Here is an 18854-nt window from a genome sequence, read left to right on the forward strand (position 1 = left end):
TGCTGCCTCAGACCAGCACTTTCCGGATGCGCGCGGACACCAGGTCGAGCAGGCTCACGCTCACCACGATGATGATCATCACGGCGCAGGTCTGGTCGTACTTGAAGCCGCGGATGATCTCCCACAGCACCACGCCGATGCCGCCCGCGCCCACCATGCCGACCACCGAGGCGGAGCGCACGTTCGACTCGAAGCGGTAGAGCGCGAAGGAGATCCACAGCGGCATCACCTGCGGGATGACGCCGTAGACGATCTCGTGCAGCGCGCTCGCGCCGGTGGAACGGATGCCTTCCACCGGCTGCGGGTCGATCGCTTCCACCGCCTCTGCGAAGAGCTTGGCCAGCACGCCGGTGGTGTGGATCCACAGCGCCAGCACGCCCGCGAAGGGCCCGAGGCCCACCGCCACCACGAAGAGCATGGCGAACACCATCTCGTTGATGGCGCGGCAGGCGTCCATCAAGCGGCGCATCGGCTGGTAGATCCACCAGGGCACGATGTTGGCCGACGCCAGCAGCGCCATCGGCACGGCCGAGACCACCGCCAGCGCCGTGCCCCACAGCGCGATCTGCAGCGTGACCACCATTTCCTGCGCGTACATGCGCCAGTCGGTGAAGTCCGGCGGGAAGAACTCGGCCGCGTAGGTGGCCATGTTGCCGGAGTCGCGCAGCAGCTCCAGGGGCCGCATGTCGGCGCCCTCCCAGGAGGCGGCCAGCAGCAACAGCAGCAGGGCCCATGAGATGTGCCAGGCGAGGTTGCGCTTCGGCGGCGCAACGACCGGCAGCGGCGGATGGGAAGTCAAGGCTGTCGAGAGCATGAGTGGATGAATGCGCGAAGGCAGGCAGCGCGAGGGCCGCCCGCGTCGGCGTCAGTTCAGTGTTGCCAGCTTCTTGTCGATGTCCGCCAGGCGGGTCTTCTTGTCCGCATCGGCGAGCGCGCTGTCGGATTCGATCTTGTTGCGCTGGCCGAACAGGTCGAGCTGGCGGATCGGGATCAGCTGCTTGTCGCTCGACTCCTTGAAGCCCGAGAGCTTGGAGATCTTCATGACGACCTCCTTCTCGCGCGCATCGGTCTTGGCGTAGTTGTAGAAGAAGTTCCTGAGCTTCGTCTTGGTCGCCTCCGGCAGGTCCTTGCGCATGACCAGCGGGTCGAGCGGGATCAGCGGCGAGGTCCAGATGATCTTGATGTCCTTGAACTTCTCCGGCACGCGCTCCTTGATCTTGTCCATGTTCTCGCTGTTGTTGGTCGCCACGTCCACCTGCTTGTTGGCCACGGCCAGCGCGTTGGTCTCGTGGTTGGCGCTGCGGATGACCTTGAACAGCGACTTGGCGTCCACCTTGTTCTGCGCGAAGGCGTAGTAGCCGGGCACCAGGAAGCCGGAAGTGGAGTTCGGGTCGCCGTTGCCGAAGCTCAGCGACTTGCCGTTCTTCAGCACGTCGTCCAGCGTGTTGAGCGGGCTGTCCTTGTGCACGATCAGGTGCGAGTAATAGCCCTGGGTGCCGTCGGCATTCACCATCTGCGCGAACACCTCGCCGCTTGCGCGGTCCACCGCCTCCATCGCCGACTTGTTGCCGAACCAGCCGAGCTGCACCTTGTTGAAGCGCATGCCTTCGATGATGCCGGCGTAGTCGGGTGCGAAGAAGGCCGTGACCTTGAGCCCGGTCTGGCGGCTCATGTCGTCGATCAGCGGCTGCCAGTCCTGCTTGAGGTTCTGCGTCGCCTCGGTCGAGATGATGCCGAAGGCGATGTCCTGCGCGAGCACGGCCGTCATGCCCAGGCCCAGCGCGAGGGCCGCACACAGTTTCTTGATCATGGAGTGACTCCAGGTTTGAAAGATGGAAGGAAAGAGGAAGAGAGGAATCAGGCCGCCGCCGCCAGCGGCACCAGCATGGGCTGCGGCAGCACGTGCACCTGCGCCTCGTTCGAAGGCGGGGCCAGCAGCTCGTCGGCCTGCACGCCGTAGAGCTCGCGCAGCAGCGGCGCGCTGAGGGCCGACGAGGGCCCGTCGTAGACGATCTCGCCCTGCTTGAGCGCGACCACGCGCGGGCAGTACTTCATCGCGATGTCGACCTGGTGCAGCGAGACGATCACCGTGCAGCGGTCTTCGCGGTTGATGCGCGCCAGGATCTCCATCACCTTGCGCGAGGACTCCGGGTCCAGCGAGGCGATGGGCTCGTCGGCCAGCACCACCTTCGCGCCCTGCACCAGCGTGCGCGCGATGGCGGCGCGCTGCTGCTGCCCACCGGAGAGGGTGGAGGCGCGCTGCGCCTGGCAGTCCGCGATGCCCACGCGGGCCAGCGCCTCGAGGGCCAGCGTGCGCTCCTCGCGGGTGAAGGCCCGCGTCCAGCTGCGCCACCAGGGCATGCGGTGCAGCGAGCCCACCAGCACGTTGACCAGCACCGGCAGCCGCGCCACCAGGTTGAACTGCTGGAACACGAAGCCGATCTGCGCGCGCACCCGGCGGATGTCGCGGTCGACGCGCCCGCGCTGCTGCACGCGGCGGCCGTCGATCTCGATCAGCGAATCCGTGTCGCCGTCGGCCGCCACCAGTCCCGCCACGTGTCGCAGCAGGGTGGACTTGCCGGAGCCGGAGGCGCCGATCAGCGCCACCATCTCGCCGCGCTGCACGTCGAGGTCGATGTTGCGCAGGGCATGCCTGCCGCTGGCGAAATGCTTGTTGAGCTGGCGGATGCGCAGGGCTGTTTCCATCGTCGGCTTCTAAGTCGTCTAGACAACCGAAGTCTGATCACGCCGTGTGACGTGGGCTTGACGCTTTCGCGACGGGTACGTGTCAGCGGTCCGCCGCGCGCAGTCGCCGGCGGGCGTGGCACGCTTCCGAAAATCATCGGCGCAATGGATCACCGCACCTACGTGCTTCGCGCAGGAACTGCGGCCATGATCGCGACTCCGCCGCTACCGGATTGCACTCGCCATGAAGATCGCCAGCTTCAACGTCAACGGGATCAACAGCCGGCTGCCGCGGCTGCTCGAATGGCTCGACGAGTCCAGGCCCGACGTGGCCTGCCTGCAGGAGCTGAAGTCGCCCGACGAGACCTTCCCGGCGTCCGCGCTGCGCGAGGCCGGCTACGGCGTCGTCTTCCACGGCCAGCGCTCGTGGAACGGCGTGGCCATCCTGGCGCGCGGCAAGGATCCGATCGAGACCGGGCGTGGCCTCGACGGCAACAGCCAGGACGACCAGAGCCGCTACATCGAAGCCGTGGTCGACGGCGTGATCATCGGCTGCCTCTACCTGCCCAACGGCAATCCATGGCCCGGCCCCAAGTTCGACTACAAGCTGGAGTGGTTCGAGCGGCTTTGCGCCCACGCGCGCAGGCTCTTCGACTGCGGTCTCCCCGCGGTGCTGGCGGGTGACTTCAACGTCGTTCCCACCGATGCCGACATCTACAACCCCGCATCGTGGCGCAAGGATGCATTGCTGCAGCCCGAGAGCCGCGCCGCGTTCGCGCGGCTGCTCGACCAGGGCTGGACCGACGCGATCCGCGCGCTCCATCCGCACGAGGCGATCTACACCTACTGGGACTACTGGCGCAATCACTGGCCGCGCAACGCCGGGCTGCGCATCGACCACGTGCTGCTCAACGGCGAACTCGCGCCCTTGCTCACGGCGGCCGGTGTGGACCGCGAGGTGCGCGGCCGCCCCGGCGCCAGCGACCACGCGCCCGTCTGGGTGGAGCTGGCGCCAAATGCCTACGCAGGGATGCCGGATGCGCGCCAACACTGAAGGCGCATTGCATCGAGTTCAACAGATCGAAAGGTAGCTGACATGCAGATACAAGTGAACACCGGCAACGGCCTCGAGAACAAGGACGCCCTCGAGCGCTGGGCCGGCGACGAGATCAGGCAGTCGCTGGATCGCTTCTCTGCCGACGTGACGCGCGTCGAGGTGTACCTGAGCGACGAGAACCACGACAAGGGGGGTGCGGGCGACAAGCGCTGCGCGATGGAAGCCCGTGTCGCGGGCCGGCAGCCGCTGGCCGTGACGCAGCACGCGCCGAGCATCGACGAGGCCTTCCGCGGCGCAAGCGAAAAACTCAGGCGCGCGCTCGACAGTACCCTGGGTCGCCATGAGAGGCACCGCGACCGCGAATCGATTCGCAAGGATGGCGACGCATCCCTCGAATGAGGGCGCCATGCAGGCCAGCCCTGCCCCTAGAGCACGCGCCGCCCCTCGCGCCACACGCCGCGCACCACCGCATGCCGCGAGCCGTCCGCCAGCTCGGCCATGCGCACCTGCACGAGGTCGGCACGCAGGCCGGGCTCGAGAGTGCCGCGGTCGTGCAGGCCGGTGGCCCGGGCCGGGGTTCGCGTGACGGTGGCCACGGCCTGCGGCAGCGTGAGGATCTCGTCCGCGACCAGCCGCATCACTGCGCCGAGCAGGCTGCCGGGCACGTAGTCGGAGGACAGGATGTCCAGCAGTCCTTGCCGAGCCAGCTCGGCCGCCGAGACATTGCCCGAATGCGAGCCGCCGCGCACCACGTTCGGCCCGCCCATCACGGTCGAGAGCCCGCGTTCGCGCGCAGCCGCGGCGGCGGCCAGGGTGGTCGGGAATTCCGACATGCTCGCGCCCTCGGCATGCGCCTGCTCGACATGGGCCACGGTGGTGTCGTCGTGGCTCGCCAGGGCGATGCCGTGCGTTGCGCAGTAGTCGACGAAGTGGCGCCGGTGCGGCTCGGCGTAGCGGGCCTGCAGCGTGGCGGCATGCGCGACCTGGCGCTCGAACTTCTCGGCACTCCAGCCCTTCTTGCCGGTGTAGTAGATGCGCGCGACCTCGATGTTCTCCCACTGGCGCTGGCCCGGCGTGTGGTCCATCAGCGAGATCAGCGACACGCGCGGATGGCCGTGGAAGGGCTCGAAAAGCTCGATGGTGTTGGGCGCGGGCAGCTCGCAGCGCACGTGCAGGTGGTGGTCCGCACGCAGCAGGTCTTTCTCGCTGCAGTCGTCGAGTGCGGCCAGGGTCTTGCTCCAGGTGCTGCCGCGCAGGCTCTCGGTGTCGGCCTCGCCGACGCCCAGCGCGTCGAAGACGGTGGTGATCCCGGCGGCGGCCACCTCGGCGTCGTGCGCCAGCAGCGCGGGCATCTCGGCCCATTGCACCTTCGGGCGGGGCATCAGGTGGCGCTCGAAGTTGTCGGTGTGCACCTCGACCAGGCCCGGCAGCAGGTAGTCACCCTCGAGGTCGACCGTGGCCACGCCGGTGTGGCCGTTGTGCAGCGCGGCGATGCGGCCGTCTGCCACCGACAGGCTGCCGCGCACCACTTCGCCTGGCAGCACCATGCGGGCATTCGAGAACACGATGGCTCCGCTCATAGGGCGACCTCCGCGCCATGCGCTGCGGTGCTGTTCGACTCGGGAGCGGCCCGGCGTCTCATGCCACGCTCCTGAAGTCCGCCACGTCGACCCGGCGCGTCGCCACCGCGGCGCCCACCTCGGCGTCATGGAAGATGCCGACCAGCGCCGCGCCGCGCGCGGTGGCCTCGCGGATGAGTTCGATCACGGTGCGGGTATTGGCCGCGTCGAGCGAGGCGGTGGGCTCGTCCAGCAGCAGCAGGGGCTTGGGCTTGATCATGTTGCGTGCGATGTTGATGCGTTGCTGCTCGCCGCCGGAAAAGGTGGCGGGCGGCAGGTGCCACAGGCGTTCGGGAATGCGCAGTCGCTCGAGCCACCTGCGCGCCTCGGCACGCGCGGCCTCGATGCCCTCGGCGTCGTCACCGGCGTCTTCGGCCAGCGGCTCCGCCACCACGTCGAGCGCGGGCACCCGCGGGATCACGCGCAGGAACTGGCTCACGTAGCCGATCGTGTCGCGGCGCAGCCGCACCAGCTCGCGCGGCGTGGCCGCGGTCACGTCCACCGCTTCGCCCTCGCGCGGCTGCACCAGGATGCGGCCGGCACTGGCGCTGTAGTTGGCATAGATGAGCTTGAGCAGCGTGCTCTTGCCCTGGCCCGAGGCGCCGTCGAGCACCACGCACTCGCCGGGCGAGACGCTGAGCTCGACGCCGTCGAAGACCGGCAGCGAAAGCTGGTTCTGATGATGGAGGGTGAAGCGCTTGGCCACCCCCTGGAGCTGGAGCAGGGGTCGGTTCATTGGAGTACCTTCGGCGTGCCCGTGCGGCTCATGGCTGCAGCACCGAGGAGACGAGAAGCTGGGTGTAGGGATGCTGCGGGTCGTCGAGCAGCTGGTCGGTGAGGCCGGCCTCGACCACGCGTCCGCGCTGCATCACCATCATGCGGTGCGCCAGCAGCCGGGCCACCGCGAGGTCGTGCGTGACCACGATCGCGGCGAGCTGCATCTGGCGCGTGAGCTGGCGCAGCAGGTCGAGCAGCCGCGCCTGCACGGACACGTCGAGCCCCGAGGTCGGCTCGTCCATGAAGACCAGGCGCGGGCGCGTGACCAGGTTGCGCGCGATCTGCAGGCGCTGGCGCATGCCGCCCGAGAAGGTGCGCGGCGCGTCGTCGACGCGCGCCGGGTCGATCTCCACGCGCGCCAGCCATTCGGTGGCAGTGGCGCGAAGGCGCCCGTAGTGCCGCTCGCCCAGCCCCATCAGCCGCTCGCCGACGTTGGCGCCGGCCGAGACGTCCATGCGCAGGCCCTCGGCCGCGTTCTGGTGGACGAAGCCCCAGTCGGTGCGCGCGAGCAGGCGCTGCTCGGCTTCGCTCATCGCGAACACTTCGCGCAGGCCGCCCGCACGCATCTGGAACTGCACGCTGCCCGCGTCGGGCTTGTCGCGCGCCGCCACCGCATTGAGCAGGGTGGACTTGCCGGAGCCCGACTCGCCCACGATGGCCAGCACCTCGCCGGGCCAGAGGTCGAAGCTCGCGTCCTGCAGCGCGACGCGGGCGCCGTAGCGCTTGCCGATGCCGCGCACGCGCAGCAGCGGCTGGGGAGCAGTCATGACTGCGCTCATTGGGCGAGCTCCTCCATGTGGCCGGCCGGCAGCGGCACCGGCGACTCGGCCTGCGCCTGCTGCCGCGACTGGCAGTAGTCCGAGTCCGAGCACACATGCATGCGCGTGCCCTTGTCGTCGGTGATCAGCTCGTCGAGGAAGCTGTCGGTCGCGCCGCACAGCGCGCAGGTCGCGTCCCAGCGCTGCACCTCGAAGGGATGGTCCTCGAAGCCCAGGCTCTCGACCGGCGTGTAGGGCGGCACGGCGTAGATGCGCTTCTCGCGGCCGGCACCGAAGAGCTGCAGCGCGGGGTTCATGTGCATCTTGGGGTTGTCGAACTTGGGGATGGGCGACGGCGACATCACGTAGCGGTCGTTCACGAGCACCGGGTAGTCGTACGTCGTCGCGATGTGGCCGTAGCGCGCGATGTCTTCGTAGAGCTTGACGTGCATCAGCCCGTACTCGGCCAGGCCGTGCAGGGTGCGCGTGACGGTCTCGCGCGGCTCCAGCCGCTGCATGGGCTCGGGCACCGGCACCTGGTAGACCAGCACCTGGCCCTCCGCCAGCGGCGTCTCGGGGATGCGGTGGCGAGTCTGGATGAGCGTGGCTTGCTGCGTGCGGGTGGTGGTTGCGACGCCGGTGGTGCGCTCGAAGAAGCGGCGGATGTTGACCGCGTTGACGGTGTCGTCCGAGCCCTGGTCGATGACCTTGAGCACATCGCGCGGGCCGATCACCGAGGCCGTGACCTGGATGCCGCCGGTGCCCCAGCCGTAGGGCAGCGGCATCTCGCGCGAGCCGAAGGGCACCTGGTAGCCGGGGATCGCCACCGCCTTGAGAATGGCGCGGCGGATCATGCGCTTGGTGCGCTCGTCGAGGTAGGCGAAGTTGATGTGGGGGTCTTGCTGCTGCTCGTTCATTCGTCCGCTCCCTCGGCCTCGGCCGATACGGCGGCGCGCATACGCCGCACCAACTCGAGCTCGGCCTGAAAGTCCACGTAATGCGGCAGCTTCAGGTGCTGCACGAAACCCGAGGCCTCCAGGCTGTCGCTGTGCGAGAGCACGAACTCCTGCATCTGCGCAGGCGACTCGACCGTCTCGCCCAGTTCGTCGGCGCGCAGCGCGCGGTCGACCAGGCTCATCGCCATCGCCTTGCGCTCGCTGTGGCCGAAGGCCAGGCCATAGCCGCGGGTGAACTGCGGCGGCTCGGTCTTGCTGCCGGCGAACTGGTTGACCATCTCGCACTCGGTGATCTCCAGCTCTCCGATGGAAATGGGAAAGCCCAGCTCCTCGGGCGCGAGCTCCAGCGCCACGCTGCCGAAGCGGATCTCGCCGACGAAGGGATGGCTGTGCGAGTAGCCGCGCTGCGTCGAATAGGCCATCGCCAGCAGGAAGCCTTCGTCGCCACGCGCGAGGTTCTGCAGGCGGGTGGCGCGGTCGGCGGGAAAGCGCAGCGGCTCGCGCGTGAGGTCGGCCGGCGCGGGATCGCCGGGGGGCACGGGGCGGGTCTCGATCAGGCGCTCGTGGTTGAGCAGGTCCACCACGCGCGGCGTGGCGGCGGGCGCTTCCACCGCCGCCGTCGGAGCCTCGCTGCGCGCGGATGCCTCGCCGTTGGCGAGCAAGGTGAAGTCGAGCAGCCGCTGCGTGTAGTCGTAGGTCGGGCCCAGCACCTGCCCACCAGGCAGGTCCTTGAAGGTGGCGGAAATGCGGCGGTCCAGCTGCATGCGCGCGGTGTCCAGCGGCAGGCTCATGCCGAGCCGCGGCAGCGTGGCGCGGTAGGCACGCAGCAGGAAGATGGCCTCGACCAGGTCGCCCGCGGCCTGCTTGATGGCGAGCGCGGCGAGTTCCGGGTCGTAGACCGAGCCCTCGGTCATCACGCGGTCGACGGCCAGCTTGAGCTGCTCGCGGATCTGCGTGACGGAAAGCTCGGGCGTGGCGCTGTCGCCGCGGCGCTGTTCGGCCAGCAGCCGATAGCTCTGGAGGATGGCGGTCTCACCGCCCTTGACTGCGACATACATCGGCTTCAGCCCTCCAGTTCAATGCGGGTGGTGCGCGGCAGGCCGACGATCTGGTGCTGCGTGGCGAGGAACAGGTCCACGCCGCGCGGGAAGGCGGCCTGCTGCGCAGCGCGTTGCGCCACCAGCCGGTGCGCCATGTCGCTGGGCAGGCCGTCGACGCACAGGCGCGTCTGCGTGCGGATGCCGGGGCCGCTCAGGGTCCAGCCTTCGTCGTCGTCGCCATCGGCGAGCGAGGGCACGTCCACCACGCAAGTGGCGGACTGCTCGGGCGCGACGTCCGTGCCTTGCGCGAAGCGCTCCAGCGCCGGCGCCTCGTCGCTGCTCGCGATCCACGCGAACTGGGCCTGGGCCGGATCGTCCACCAGCGTGCAGCCGCTGTGGAAGCGCAGCCATGCGGCGGCATCGCTGGATGCCAGCGAAGGGGATAGCCACAGCTTGCAATCCGGATCGAGCAGCGCGAGCAGCAGCGCGGCCGAAGCAGCATGTCCGCGCGAAGGCACCTGCGCATCGTGCGGCAGGTCGACGATGCGGCCGGGGTGCGAGAGAGCCTCGAGCGCGGCGCGGAACACGGCCTGGCTGCCGAGCGCGAGGTCGGAGAAGCCCGCGCCCACGGCGGACAGATCAGGGGTGCTTATGGTGGTGCTCATCAGAATGCTTTCGGCTGCGGTGCGAGCTTGGGGGTGTCGTTGCGGCTGGTGGGGTTGGGTGTTGGGTCGTACGTTGCTGTTGGGTCGTACTTGCTGCTGTCGGTTCGTACGTTGCTGTTGTGTTGAGTGCGGAGCCGGGATTTCGCCCCGGCGGGCGAGTCACTTTCTTTGTCTCGCCAAAGAAAGTAACCAAAGAAAGGCGACCCCACTGCGCGCGTCCCTCCGCTTCGCTACGGGCAACCTGCGGTGCTCGCTTTTCGCGGGGTCCGCGCAAACTCGCCTTCGGCTCAAACACGCGCGGCCCTTTATCCGCGAAAAGCTCCGCTCCTCGGCACGCGCAGAGGGGACTTGGAGTCCAACGCGCCATGGCGCGTCCTTGTGTGGTGTGCAGGTTGGCGTGAGCTTCGGGTCCTCGCTCGCGCTGACACTCGCGCACACGCACACGCGCACTCGCACGCTCGTGCTGGTGCTGGTGCTGGTGCTGGTGCTGGTGCTGGTGCTCGCAGCCATGCTCATGCTCACGTCCGAGCGCACACGCATGCACCTGTTCCAGGCCTCGCGCAGCGAGGCCGTTGGTGGCCGAGCGAAGCAATGGCCCGACCGTCCCCCAATCCCCTCTGCGCGCGCCGAGGAGCGCAGCTTCAGGCGGAAAAAGGGCCGCGCGTGTTTGAGCGAAGCGAGTTTGCGCGGACCCCGCCTGAAGCGAGCACCGCAGGTTGCCCGTAGCGAAGCGAAGGGACACGCGCAGTGGGGTCGCCTTTCTTTGGTTACTTTCTTTGGCGAGACAAAGAAAGTAACTCGCCCGCCGGGGCGAAATCCCGGCTCCGCACTCAACACAACAGCACCGTACGAAATCGAACGAAACGAGTGCCCCACCCCAACCCTCCCCCGGAGGGGAAGAGAGCAAAACCGCATCCTCCAACAAGGACAAGGCCGACGCAGGACGTCTCATTGCTCTTCCTCTTCATCGCCATCCGCACCACCCGCTTCGCGCGCGACGGTGAAGAACTCGACCTTGCTGGCCTGCGCACGCGCATGGCGCTCGGCACGTTGTTGCGCCAGGTGCCGGCGCACGGGCTCGAGCAGGCTGGCGTCGAACGCCTCCTGCTGCGCCGGGTCCTGCAGCAGCGCGTCGGCCACGGCCGCGAGCTGCGCGTGGCGGTGCGAGCGGCCCAGCACGTAGGCGACGCCGACGGCCGCGCCTTCCTGCGCGACGCCCGCCAGGCGCAGCGCGCAGCGGGTGACCGTGACCTCGCCGAGGTTGAAGCGCTCGCCCGTGCCGCCGGCGCGGCCCTGGACCATCATGAGACCCGTCTCCGGCGCGCGCAGCCATTGCGGCGTACGCTGCGCATGCTCGCCCAGCGCAGACTCCAGCATCGAAAGCGGTGCCCGCGCCAACACGGCCATCCACTGCGCGCGGCCCAGCGGCCGGTTCGCGGGATGGTTGTCAAAGGCATGAAACATCGGGGTGATACTCTGGGAAAGTTGTATAGACAAATTAAACCACTGGCGCCAGCTTAGGCGCGACCCATGTCCTTTTCATGACAACCACGACGACGTCTTCCCCTGCGCTGGCCATCGCGCCGCGCCCTGCGCGTGACAGCTTCTGGACCCGCATCGCCACCGAGCTCGCCGAGGCCATCGCGCGCGGCGTCTATCCGCCCGGCGAGCGCCTGCCCTCGGAGCACGCGCTGGCCGAGCAGTTCGGCGTCAACCGCCACACCATCCGGCGCTCGCTGGCCAGCCTCAGCAGCCAGGGCCTGCTGCGCGTGACGCAGGGCAGCGGCACCTACGTGGAGGAGTTCGCCGTCGAGCTGGTGCTGGCCAAGCGCACGCGGCACCACCAGAACATGGCGCTGGCCGGCCTGCGCGGCGGGCTGCGCGTGCTCGACGCGAGCACCGTGCGCGCGAGCGCGGCACAGGCGCGCGCCCTGCAGGTGCCGGTGCGCAGCACGCTGCTGCGCCTGCAGGTGCTGGGCGAGGCCGAGCAGCAGCCGCTGCACGTGGGCGAGCGCTTCTTTCCGCTGCCGCGCTTCGCGAAGCTGGAGGCCGTGGTGCGCGAGACAGGCTCCATCACCGCCGCCTTCGCCGCCCACGGCGTGGACGACTACACCCGCCACGAGAGCCGCATCACCGCGCAGATGCCGCAGCCCGAGGTGGCGGCGCAACTGCGGCAGTCCGTCGCGCGGCCGGTGCTGCTGGTCGAGAGCGTGAACGTGGACACCGAGGCGCAGCCGATCGAGTTCGCGCGCACCTGGTTCGCGGGCGACCGCATCACCCTGACGGTGACCCACGATGAATGAGTCCGCGCATCGCTTCGCGGTCTACTTCGCGCCGCGTGCACACAGCCCGTGGTGGGTGGCCGGCAGCCGTTGGCTGGGCCGCTGCGCAGCACGCGGGGAGCCGCTGCCGCAGCCGCCGGTGCCTGGCCTGTCCGCGCCCGAGCTGCATCGATTGACGAAGGCGCCGCGCCGCTATGGCTGGCATGCGACGCTCAAGGCGCCTTTCGCGCTGGCGCCCGGCACCGATGAAGTGCGGCTGCGCGCCAGCCTGCGCGCACTCGCCGCCGAGTTCGAAGCCTTCTCGCTGCCGGCGCTCAAGGTCGCGATGCTCGACGACTTCCTTGCACTGGTGCCCGACGGCGATTCGCAGGCAATCGATGCGCTGGCCGCCGCCTGCGTCACCCGCCTGCAGCCGCTGGCGGCGCCGCTTGCGCCGGCCGAGCTCGAGCGCCGCCGCGCGGCCGGGCTCACGCCCGAGGAAGACGCGCTGCTGCTGCGCTGGGGCTACCCCTTCGTGCTGCAGCGCTTCCGCTTCCACCTTTCGCTCACCGGCCCGCTGAAGGACGCAGCCCCCGCGGCGATCGAGGCGCTGAAAGAAGCGGCGCGCCACCGCTTCGATGCCCTGCCCGCCTGCCGCGTCGACAGCCTTTCGCTCTTCGTCGAGCCCCGGCCGGGCGCGGACTTCATGCTGGTCGAGCAGATGGAGCTGGCGGCATGAGACGCACGGCCGCTCCGCAGGCGAATGGCACCGCAGCCGCAGGCGAAGGTACTCCAGTGAAGGGCCAGCTCGTGTATGTGATGGGGCCCTCGGGCGCGGGCAAGGACAGCCTGATCGCCTGGCTCAAGGACCACCTGCCGCCGCACCTGCCCCTGCACCTGGCGCGCCGCACCATCACGCGGCCGACCCGCCACGGCGACGAGCAGCACCACAGCGTGAGCGAGCAGGCCTTCGCGCTGCTGCACCAGGCGCAGGCCTTCGCGCTCGACTGGCAGGCCAACGGCCTGCGCTACGGCGTGCGGCACGACGAACTCGCGCCGCTGCATCGCGGCAACTGGGTGCTCGTCAATGGCTCGCGCGCCTACCTGCCGCAGGCTGTCGCGAAGTTTCCGCATCTCACGGTGGTGCACGTCACGGCCAGCCTCGAAGTGCTGCGGCAGCGCCTGCTGGCGCGCGGGCGCGAGACGCCGGAGATGGTCGAGTCGCGGGTGCAGCGGGCGCTGGTGTTCAGGGCGCCGCCGCACGCGATCGAGGTGCGCAACGATGGGAGCCTGGCAGATGCTGGGGCGCAATTGTTGCGAGCCTTCGAGAGGCTGCGGCGGGACTGACGTTGTGCGCCGGGTGAGCTGCGGTGCCCTCGCCCCCGCCCTCTCCCGGAGGGAAAGGGAGCAAGCCCGGCAAAACCTAGAACCGCGCCTTGAGGAAGGCCGAAGGCCCCTTCAGCTTGACGCGCAGCCGCCCCGTGCTGCTCAGCGCGTCGAAGTCGCGCTTGAGCTCGATCTCGCTCACGCCATACGAGAGCACCACGCCCACGTTCTTGACGGGGAACCACTCCACGCCGAGCGCGGCGTTGTAGATGTGGCCGCGCAGGTTGCTGCCGCCCTTGCGCACGCCCGAAAGATCGGCGAACAGGCGCAGGTCGGGGCTGATGGCGTGGCGCACGCCGATCTCCAGCAGCGGCGCGAAGGCGTCGTCGCTGTCGTGCTGGCTGAAGGTCGCGACCGCGCCGTTCACGCCGGCCAGGGCGTTGCTGTCGAGGCTGACGCGGTAGTAAGCCAGGCCTGCGCCCAGGCCCAGCACCGTATTGCCCGAGCCGATCCACCATTTGTAGGCCAGCTTGGCGAAGTCCAGCTTGAGGTCGAGGTTGACGTTGCCCAGCGCCGTGACCGAGGTCGGCCCGACCGCGAAGCTGTTCGCAAAGCCGGTGCCGTAGTCGCGGTTGAAGCGGTAGTAGTCGAGCGACAAGCCATGGCTGTCGCCGATCAGCACATCGGCCGTGATGCGCGGCATGGTCACCTTGCTGCCTTCGATGTCGCGCGTGTCGAAGCGGCCGTAGGGCGTGTTCAGCCCGGCGTCGAGCGTGGGTTCGGCATGGAAGGCGCCGACCGACAAGCTGAAGCGATCCAGCGCGGGCGAAGGCTGGGCGAGGGCTGGGGTCGACATCACGAAGCCCGCCCCGGCCAGTACGGCGAGGGCGCATGAGCGCGAGAACATCATGAAGAATGAATCCGATGGGCGGCTGGTGCTCGGCGTGAAAGCCCGATGTCTACGGCCGCGAACCCTCCCTGGGCGCGAGCGCCAATCTAGGTGAGGCCTGCAGCACGCGCCGAGGGCCGGATGTCGATTCCGTTTGTAGGAAGCTGCCTTGTCTCGCGGCTTCAGCCCTTCGGGCCCCACGCCGGCGAGGCCTTTCAAGCTCAGTGTTGAGGAGTTGAATTCGATCGAGTCGCACCTACACTTCGCGGCAAAACGGGCAACGCCCACGACTCGTCTATTGCCGCGCATTCGAGTCGTCCACACAGCGGCCATTCAGTTGGAGACGGAGCCATGCAAGATCCGGTTCATTCCACTGCGAGTGGCGCAAGCCGCAGACTCGCGCATTGCGTGGCCGCCTGCGCCACGGTTGCCTTCGGTTGCCTGGCGATGGCGGTTCCCGCATCGGCCGACCCGAACGACCATGACGACCGCGGACCGCGGAAGAAGCCGCCGACGCTGCTGGCCACGCCGCCTTTGTATTGGAACAACCTCCAGAGCTTCGTCTGCTCGGTCGCGAACGTGGGCACCGAGCCCCAGGAAGTCACCGTGACCCAGCACACCGAATTCAGGCTGATCGGCGGCGGTGGGCCGCTTCCGGACACCGTCACCACCATCACACTGCCGCCGGGGCCGATCCGGTCCTTTACCTTCAGCGTCCCGAGGGTGGTTCCGTTCCCGACAGGGAACTGGTGCATCTTCGAATCGGCAGACACCAGCGTGCTGCGGGCGAGTGCCGCGGTCCTGGAAGGCGGCCGCGTTCTCAGCACCATCGTGGCCCAGTGAAGGCCGGCATCCGTAACCCAGATTCAGATGGAGACCCAGTCATGGAAGATCTCTCTTCTCCGGCGGCACGCGGCACGAAGCGCAGCTTCACGCATTGGACGATCGTCTGCGCCGCAGCGGCCCTCGGGTCGATGGCGATAGCGCTGCCCGCATCGGCCGACCAGAACGGGCGCAAGCATGGCGGCGCGGGCAAGCGGGCGCCGACCGTTCTGGCGACGCCGCCCTTCTTCCTGGAAGCCAATCAGATCGGCTCGTGCACGCTCGTGAACCTCGGCACGACCGCGCGTGAAGTGACCCTCACCTACCACACGGAAGAAACCCAGCCGGACGGCACCCCCACGCCGGACCGCGTGACCACCTTCACGATCGAGCCGACGCGGGACCGCGCCATGCAGTTCCCCTCCTTCCCGCCCAGCAGGTCGCTCACGCCGGTGCCGGCCTATTGCAAGTTCGAGTCGACGGACACCAGCCTGCTCAGGGGTGGCGGTTATGCCGCCACGGACGGCGTCCTTGGAAATGCCGCCCGGGCCGTCGCGGCCGAGTGACCGAGTGAAGGCTCAGCGCCGGAGCGCGCCGGCCGCCGCGACGATCTGCGCCGCGTCCGGGAAGTAGCACAGGCTGCTGGGCCCATCCGGCGCCTCGATGTGCTCCCAGGCGATGGTGCCGGCCTCATCGATCAGGAAGTGCCCGGCCAGCTGCGTGCCGTGGCTCGCCAGGATCGCGCTGTCGGTGTCGTCCATCTCGAAGCCGTCCTGCGCATTGAGCACGGCGTTCGCGGCCATCGGCTGCGTGGGCTGGGGCAGCTCGCCGGTGGGGTTGACGCGTGCCGCCTCGAAGTCCGCCATGCGCGTGCGCGAAGGCCATTCGGGCGTCTCGCTGCTGTCCTCGGGCAGGAATTCGATGCGCGGCACGCCGAAGGCCTTGTGCGTGCGGCAATCCGGGTCGGCGAGCAACAGCAGCGGCATCGGCCGGTAGCGGAAGTACAGGCGGGCGCGTTCCACCGGCGTGTTGATGACCGCCACTGCCTCGAGCCCTGCGGCGCGCAGGGCCGGCTGCATGTCGGCGAGCTGCCTCACCTGGCGGCGGCAGAAGGGGCAGTGCAGCCCGCGAAAGAGGCCGAGCACGAAGGGGCGCCCGCGCAGGTCCGCGAGCGACACCATGCCTTCGCGGTTGGCGGCGGGGAGCGTGAATCCGGGCGCTGGGTCTCCCGGTTGCAGCGGGTGGTGCAGGTCTCCCACGGGGCACTCCTTGGTCGCTTGGCTCTCGCGAGCGGGCGGGCGGGCCGTTCGACCGTATCACTTGTCGTGCGGCGGCACAACGTGTCGTGCCCCTGGCCGCGGCCTCCGCAGCTTCCCCCTGTGCGGCGTCGTGGGACTGAACCACAATGCCATCCGGTGATGAATGGACCGGCACACGGTGGAGGTGTCCATGCTGATCGACGCGGATTCGAACATGGCCCGCGCGCCACCGGGCTCGTCCCCGGCGCCGCCGGCACCGGACCCTGCGCCGCGAGCGGAGGCACTGCAACGGCCGGCGCGCCGCTGGCGCCTGTTCCCCAAGTACGCGCTGCTGATCATCACGCTGGTCTGCGGCATGCTCGTCGCGAGCGGCGCGGTCGTCATCTACTTCTCGTACCGGGAGAACCAGTCGCACGTCGTCGCCCTGCAGGCCGAGAAGGCCCAGGCCGCAGCCGCGCGCATAGAGCAATACGTGCTGAACATCGAGCAGCAGCTGGGCTGGACCGCGCTGCCGCGCGCCGATGGACCCGGCAGCAATGCGCGGGAGGCACGCTACATCGAATACCTGAAGCTGCTGCGCCAGGCACCGCCGATCACCGAGGTGGCGTGGATCGACAGCACCGGGCACGAACAGCTGCGCATCTCACGCCTGGCGATGAACGAGCTCGGCAGCGCTGTCGACCGCTCGGCCGAGCCGGCCTTCCGCAGCGCGATCGAGGGCCGGACGGCGTTCGGCCCCGTGCACTTCCGCATGGGCACCGAGCCCTACATGACGCTTGCGCGCCCGGCGGGGCCCGGCGGCGGCGTCACGATGGCCGAGCTCAACCTGAAGTTCGTCTGGGACGTGGTGTCACGCATACGGATCGGCGCGGGCGGCCTGGCCTACGTGGTCGACGCCGACGGCACGCTGATCGCCCACCCCGACATCAGCCTGGTGCTGAAGAAGACCGACATGAGCGCGCTGCCACAGGTGGCGGCACGGCTGCGGCCCGGCGCGGAGGCTGACGGCGCGAGAGAGCTTGCGCGCGACCTGTCCGGCCAACGAATGCTGGCGGCCCATACGCCGATTCCGTCGCTCGGCTGGACGGTGTTCGTCGAGTCGCCCCGCGCCGAGGCCTTCGCGCCGTTGTACGTCATGCTGCAGCGCATGGGGCTGGTGCTCGTGCTGGCGGTGCTGGCCTCGATCGCGGCGACCTTCTTCCTGGCACGCGCGCTGGTGCGCCCGTTGCGTGCGCTGCAGGCAGGCGCGGCACGGATCGGCGCCGGCGACCTCGACCGGCGCATCGAGGTCCGCACCGGTGACGAGCTCGAAGGCCTGGCCGACCAGTTCAACCGCATGGCCGCCCAGTTGCGCGAGTCGTATGCCGGGCTGGAACGCAAGGTCGAGCAACGCACCGCCGAGCTGCGCGAAGCGCTCGCCTACCAGACCGCCATCAGCGAGGTGTTGCGCGTCATCAGCGAGTCGCCGACCGACGTGCAGCCGGTCTTCGAGGCGATCCTCGACTGCGCGGTGCGGCTGCTCGGCAGCCCGACCGCCGCGGTGTTCCGCTACGACGGCCGCCTGGTGCACCTGGTGGGCCAGCGCAACTGGACGCCCTCGGCCGTCGAGAACGCCAAGCGCTTCTACCCCGGGCCACCGGACCCGCGCATGATCAGCGGGCGGGTGATCGCGTCGCGCAAGGCGGTGACGATCGTCGACGCTTCGGCGGAGGCCGTCTACGACCCGATCACCGCCACGACCGGCCACTGGCGCCGCATGCTCGGCGTGCCGCTGCTGAAGGACGGCACGCCCATCGGCGCCATTGCCGTGGCCTGGACCGACGCCGGCGAGACGCCGCAGCGCCAGGTCGAGCTGCTGGAGACCTTCGCCGGGCAGGCCGCGATCGCCATCGAGAACCTGCGGCTCATCAACGAAACCCAGGACGCGCTGGCGCAGCTCGAGTTGGCCAACAAGCACAAGTCGGAGTTCCTCGCCAACATGTCGCACGAGCTGCGCACGCCGCTGAACGCGATCATCGGCTTCAGCGAGGTGCTGGCCGAGCGCATGTTCGGCGAGGTCAACGACAAGCAGCTCGAATACCTGAAGGACATCCACAACTCCGGCCACCACCTGCTGAGCCTGATCAACGACATCCTCGACCTGTCCAAGATCGAGGCCGGCCGCATGGAGCTGGACCTGTCGAGCTTCAACCTGCCGATGCTGCTCGACAACACCGTCACGCTGGTGCGCGAGCGCGCGCTGCGGCACGGGCTGACGCTGGCGCTCGAGACCGACCCGGCCATTGGCGACTGGGTGGCCGACGCGCGCAAGCTCAAGCAGGTGGTGATCAACCTGCTGTCGAACGCGGTCAAGTTCACCCCCGCGGGCGGGCGCGTGACGCTGCGTGCCCGCGCGCTCGACCAGGCCGTCGAGATCGCGGTGGTGGACACCGGCGTGGGCATTCCCGCCGACCAGCAGGCGCTGGTGTTCGAGGAGTTCCGCCAGGTCGGTGGCGACTATCTGCGCAAGGCCGAGGGGACCGGCCTCGGCCTTGCGCTGGCGAAGCGCTTCGTCGAGCTGCACGGCGGCACCCTGCGGCTGGAAAGCGCCCCAGGCAGGGGCTCGACCTTCGCCTTCGTGCTGCCTCGGCGGGTGTTGGGGGACCCGCCCCAAGAACGGGATTGATCGCCGAGGGCAAGAGGAGGAACATGGCGCCCGGGCTTCCACATCCCGCGCACGGCGCGCCAGGCGCAGAGGAGG

At 69.2% G+C, this 18854-nt stretch carries 20 protein-coding genes; 8 read left to right on the forward strand and 12 right to left on the reverse strand.

From position 1 onward, the window contains the following. Positions 1–7: 7 nt before the first annotated feature. From phnE to phnC, 3 genes are read right to left on the reverse strand one after another with little or no spacing between them, the layout of a single operon-like run. A complete protein-coding gene (gene phnE, locus ACMGEZ_RS13650; protein ID WP_436822812.1) occupies positions 8–814 on the reverse strand; it encodes a phosphonate ABC transporter, permease protein PhnE in 807 nt (268 codons plus the stop codon). Between the two features lie 51 nt (positions 815–865). Then, entirely contained in the window at positions 866–1810 is a 945-nt protein-coding gene (gene phnD, locus ACMGEZ_RS13655; RefSeq protein WP_436822813.1) for a phosphonate ABC transporter substrate-binding protein, read from the reverse strand. 47 nt (positions 1811–1857) lie between these two features. Further along, a complete protein-coding gene (gene phnC / locus ACMGEZ_RS13660) occupies positions 1858–2706 on the reverse strand; it encodes a phosphonate ABC transporter ATP-binding protein (RefSeq protein ID WP_436822814.1) in 849 nt (282 codons plus the stop codon). A gap of 223 nt (positions 2707–2929) precedes the next feature. On the opposite strand from phnC, the gene ACMGEZ_RS13665 reads away from it, so the two are divergent. Further along, positions 2930–3739, forward strand: coding sequence for an exodeoxyribonuclease III (locus ACMGEZ_RS13665; RefSeq protein ID WP_436822815.1), 810 nt, complete (start codon positions 2930–2932; stop codon positions 3737–3739). A gap of 42 nt (positions 3740–3781) precedes the next feature. After that, positions 3782–4141: an HPF/RaiA family ribosome-associated protein gene (locus ACMGEZ_RS13670; protein WP_436822816.1), complete on the forward strand. Its 360-nt coding sequence runs from the start codon at positions 3782–3784 to the stop codon at positions 4139–4141. A gap of 26 nt (positions 4142–4167) precedes the next feature. On the opposite strand, the gene ACMGEZ_RS13675 is transcribed toward ACMGEZ_RS13670, so the two are convergent. From ACMGEZ_RS13675 to phnG, 7 genes are all read right to left on the reverse strand, one after another. Next, positions 4168–5322, reverse strand: coding sequence for an alpha-D-ribose 1-methylphosphonate 5-triphosphate diphosphatase (locus ACMGEZ_RS13675; protein WP_436822817.1), 1155 nt, complete (start codon positions 5320–5322; stop codon positions 4168–4170). 58 nt (positions 5323–5380) lie between these two features. Continuing rightward, positions 5381–6097 (reverse strand): phosphonate C-P lyase system protein PhnL, encoded by a 717-nt coding sequence (phnL, locus tag ACMGEZ_RS13680; RefSeq protein WP_436822818.1) that lies wholly within the window; start codon positions 6095–6097, stop codon positions 5381–5383. Between the two features lie 28 nt (positions 6098–6125). Beyond that, on the reverse strand, positions 6126–6917 hold the full coding sequence (gene phnK / locus ACMGEZ_RS13685; RefSeq protein WP_436822819.1) for a phosphonate C-P lyase system protein PhnK: 792 nt from the start codon (positions 6915–6917) through the stop codon (positions 6126–6128). Continuing rightward, on the reverse strand, positions 6914–7813 hold the full coding sequence (locus ACMGEZ_RS13690) for an alpha-D-ribose 1-methylphosphonate 5-phosphate C-P-lyase PhnJ (RefSeq protein ID WP_436822820.1): 900 nt from the start codon (positions 7811–7813) through the stop codon (positions 6914–6916). Before ACMGEZ_RS13690 ends, phnK begins: the two co-directional genes overlap by 4 nt. After that, positions 7810–8910, reverse strand: coding sequence for a carbon-phosphorus lyase complex subunit (locus tag ACMGEZ_RS13695; protein ID WP_436822821.1), 1101 nt, complete (start codon positions 8908–8910; stop codon positions 7810–7812). Before ACMGEZ_RS13695 ends, ACMGEZ_RS13690 begins: the two co-directional genes overlap by 4 nt. A 5-nt stretch (positions 8911–8915) precedes the next feature. Beyond that, the gene (gene phnH / locus ACMGEZ_RS13700; protein ID WP_436822822.1) at positions 8916–9557 is read right to left on the reverse strand and encodes a phosphonate C-P lyase system protein PhnH; all 642 of its coding nucleotides are present in this window, start codon (positions 9555–9557) and stop codon (positions 8916–8918) included. A 948-nt stretch (positions 9558–10505) separates the two neighbouring features. Further along, entirely contained in the window at positions 10506–11021 is a 516-nt protein-coding gene (gene phnG / locus ACMGEZ_RS13705; protein WP_436822823.1) for a phosphonate C-P lyase system protein PhnG, read from the reverse strand. A gap of 77 nt (positions 11022–11098) precedes the next feature. Between phnG and phnF the strand changes: the two genes are divergently transcribed. The 3 genes from phnF to phnN are packed head-to-tail and all read left to right on the forward strand — an operon-like array spanning position 11099 to position 13165. Continuing rightward, positions 11099–11860 (forward strand): phosphonate metabolism transcriptional regulator PhnF, encoded by a 762-nt coding sequence (gene phnF, locus ACMGEZ_RS13710; RefSeq protein ID WP_436822824.1) that lies wholly within the window; start codon positions 11099–11101, stop codon positions 11858–11860. Then, entirely contained in the window at positions 11853–12557 is a 705-nt protein-coding gene (locus ACMGEZ_RS13715) for a DUF1045 domain-containing protein (protein WP_436822825.1), read from the forward strand. Before phnF ends, ACMGEZ_RS13715 begins: the two co-directional genes overlap by 8 nt. Next, positions 12554–13165 carry a phosphonate metabolism protein/1,5-bisphosphokinase (PRPP-forming) PhnN gene (gene phnN, locus ACMGEZ_RS13720; protein WP_436822826.1) on the forward strand — a complete coding sequence of 204 codons (612 nt, stop codon included), beginning with the start codon at positions 12554–12556 and terminating at the stop codon, positions 13163–13165. The genes ACMGEZ_RS13715 and phnN overlap by 4 nt, the downstream gene beginning before the upstream one ends. A 76-nt stretch (positions 13166–13241) precedes the next feature. Here phnN and ACMGEZ_RS13725 read toward each other — a convergent pair whose 3' ends face one another. Beyond that, positions 13242–14000 carry a hypothetical protein gene (locus ACMGEZ_RS13725; protein ID WP_436822827.1) on the reverse strand — a complete coding sequence of 253 codons (759 nt, stop codon included), beginning with the start codon at positions 13998–14000 and terminating at the stop codon, positions 13242–13244. Between the two features lie 384 nt (positions 14001–14384). Between ACMGEZ_RS13725 and ACMGEZ_RS13730 the strand changes: the two genes are divergently transcribed. Together ACMGEZ_RS13730 and ACMGEZ_RS13735 are read left to right on the forward strand one after the other, a co-directional pair. After that, positions 14385–14876, forward strand: a complete 492-nt coding sequence (locus ACMGEZ_RS13730; RefSeq protein WP_436822828.1) for a hypothetical protein — start codon at positions 14385–14387, stop codon at positions 14874–14876. A gap of 41 nt (positions 14877–14917) precedes the next feature. After that, positions 14918–15421, forward strand: a complete 504-nt coding sequence (locus ACMGEZ_RS13735) for a hypothetical protein (protein ID WP_436822829.1) — start codon at positions 14918–14920, stop codon at positions 15419–15421. Positions 15422–15433: 12 nt separating this feature from the next. Here ACMGEZ_RS13735 and ACMGEZ_RS13740 read toward each other — a convergent pair whose 3' ends face one another. Next, positions 15434–16114, reverse strand: coding sequence for a peroxiredoxin-like family protein (locus tag ACMGEZ_RS13740; RefSeq protein WP_436822830.1), 681 nt, complete (start codon positions 16112–16114; stop codon positions 15434–15436). 190 nt (positions 16115–16304) lie between these two features. Between ACMGEZ_RS13740 and ACMGEZ_RS13745 the strand changes: the two genes are divergently transcribed. Continuing rightward, complete coding sequence (locus ACMGEZ_RS13745; RefSeq protein WP_436822831.1) at positions 16305–18779, forward strand: sensor histidine kinase; 2475 nt, start codon at positions 16305–16307, stop codon at positions 18777–18779. Positions 18780–18854: the final 75 nt, after the last annotated feature.

Source organism: Variovorax stachyos, assembly GCF_051400855.1.
In the GTDB taxonomy this organism is placed as follows: Bacteria; Pseudomonadota; Gammaproteobacteria; order Burkholderiales; family Burkholderiaceae_C; genus Variovorax.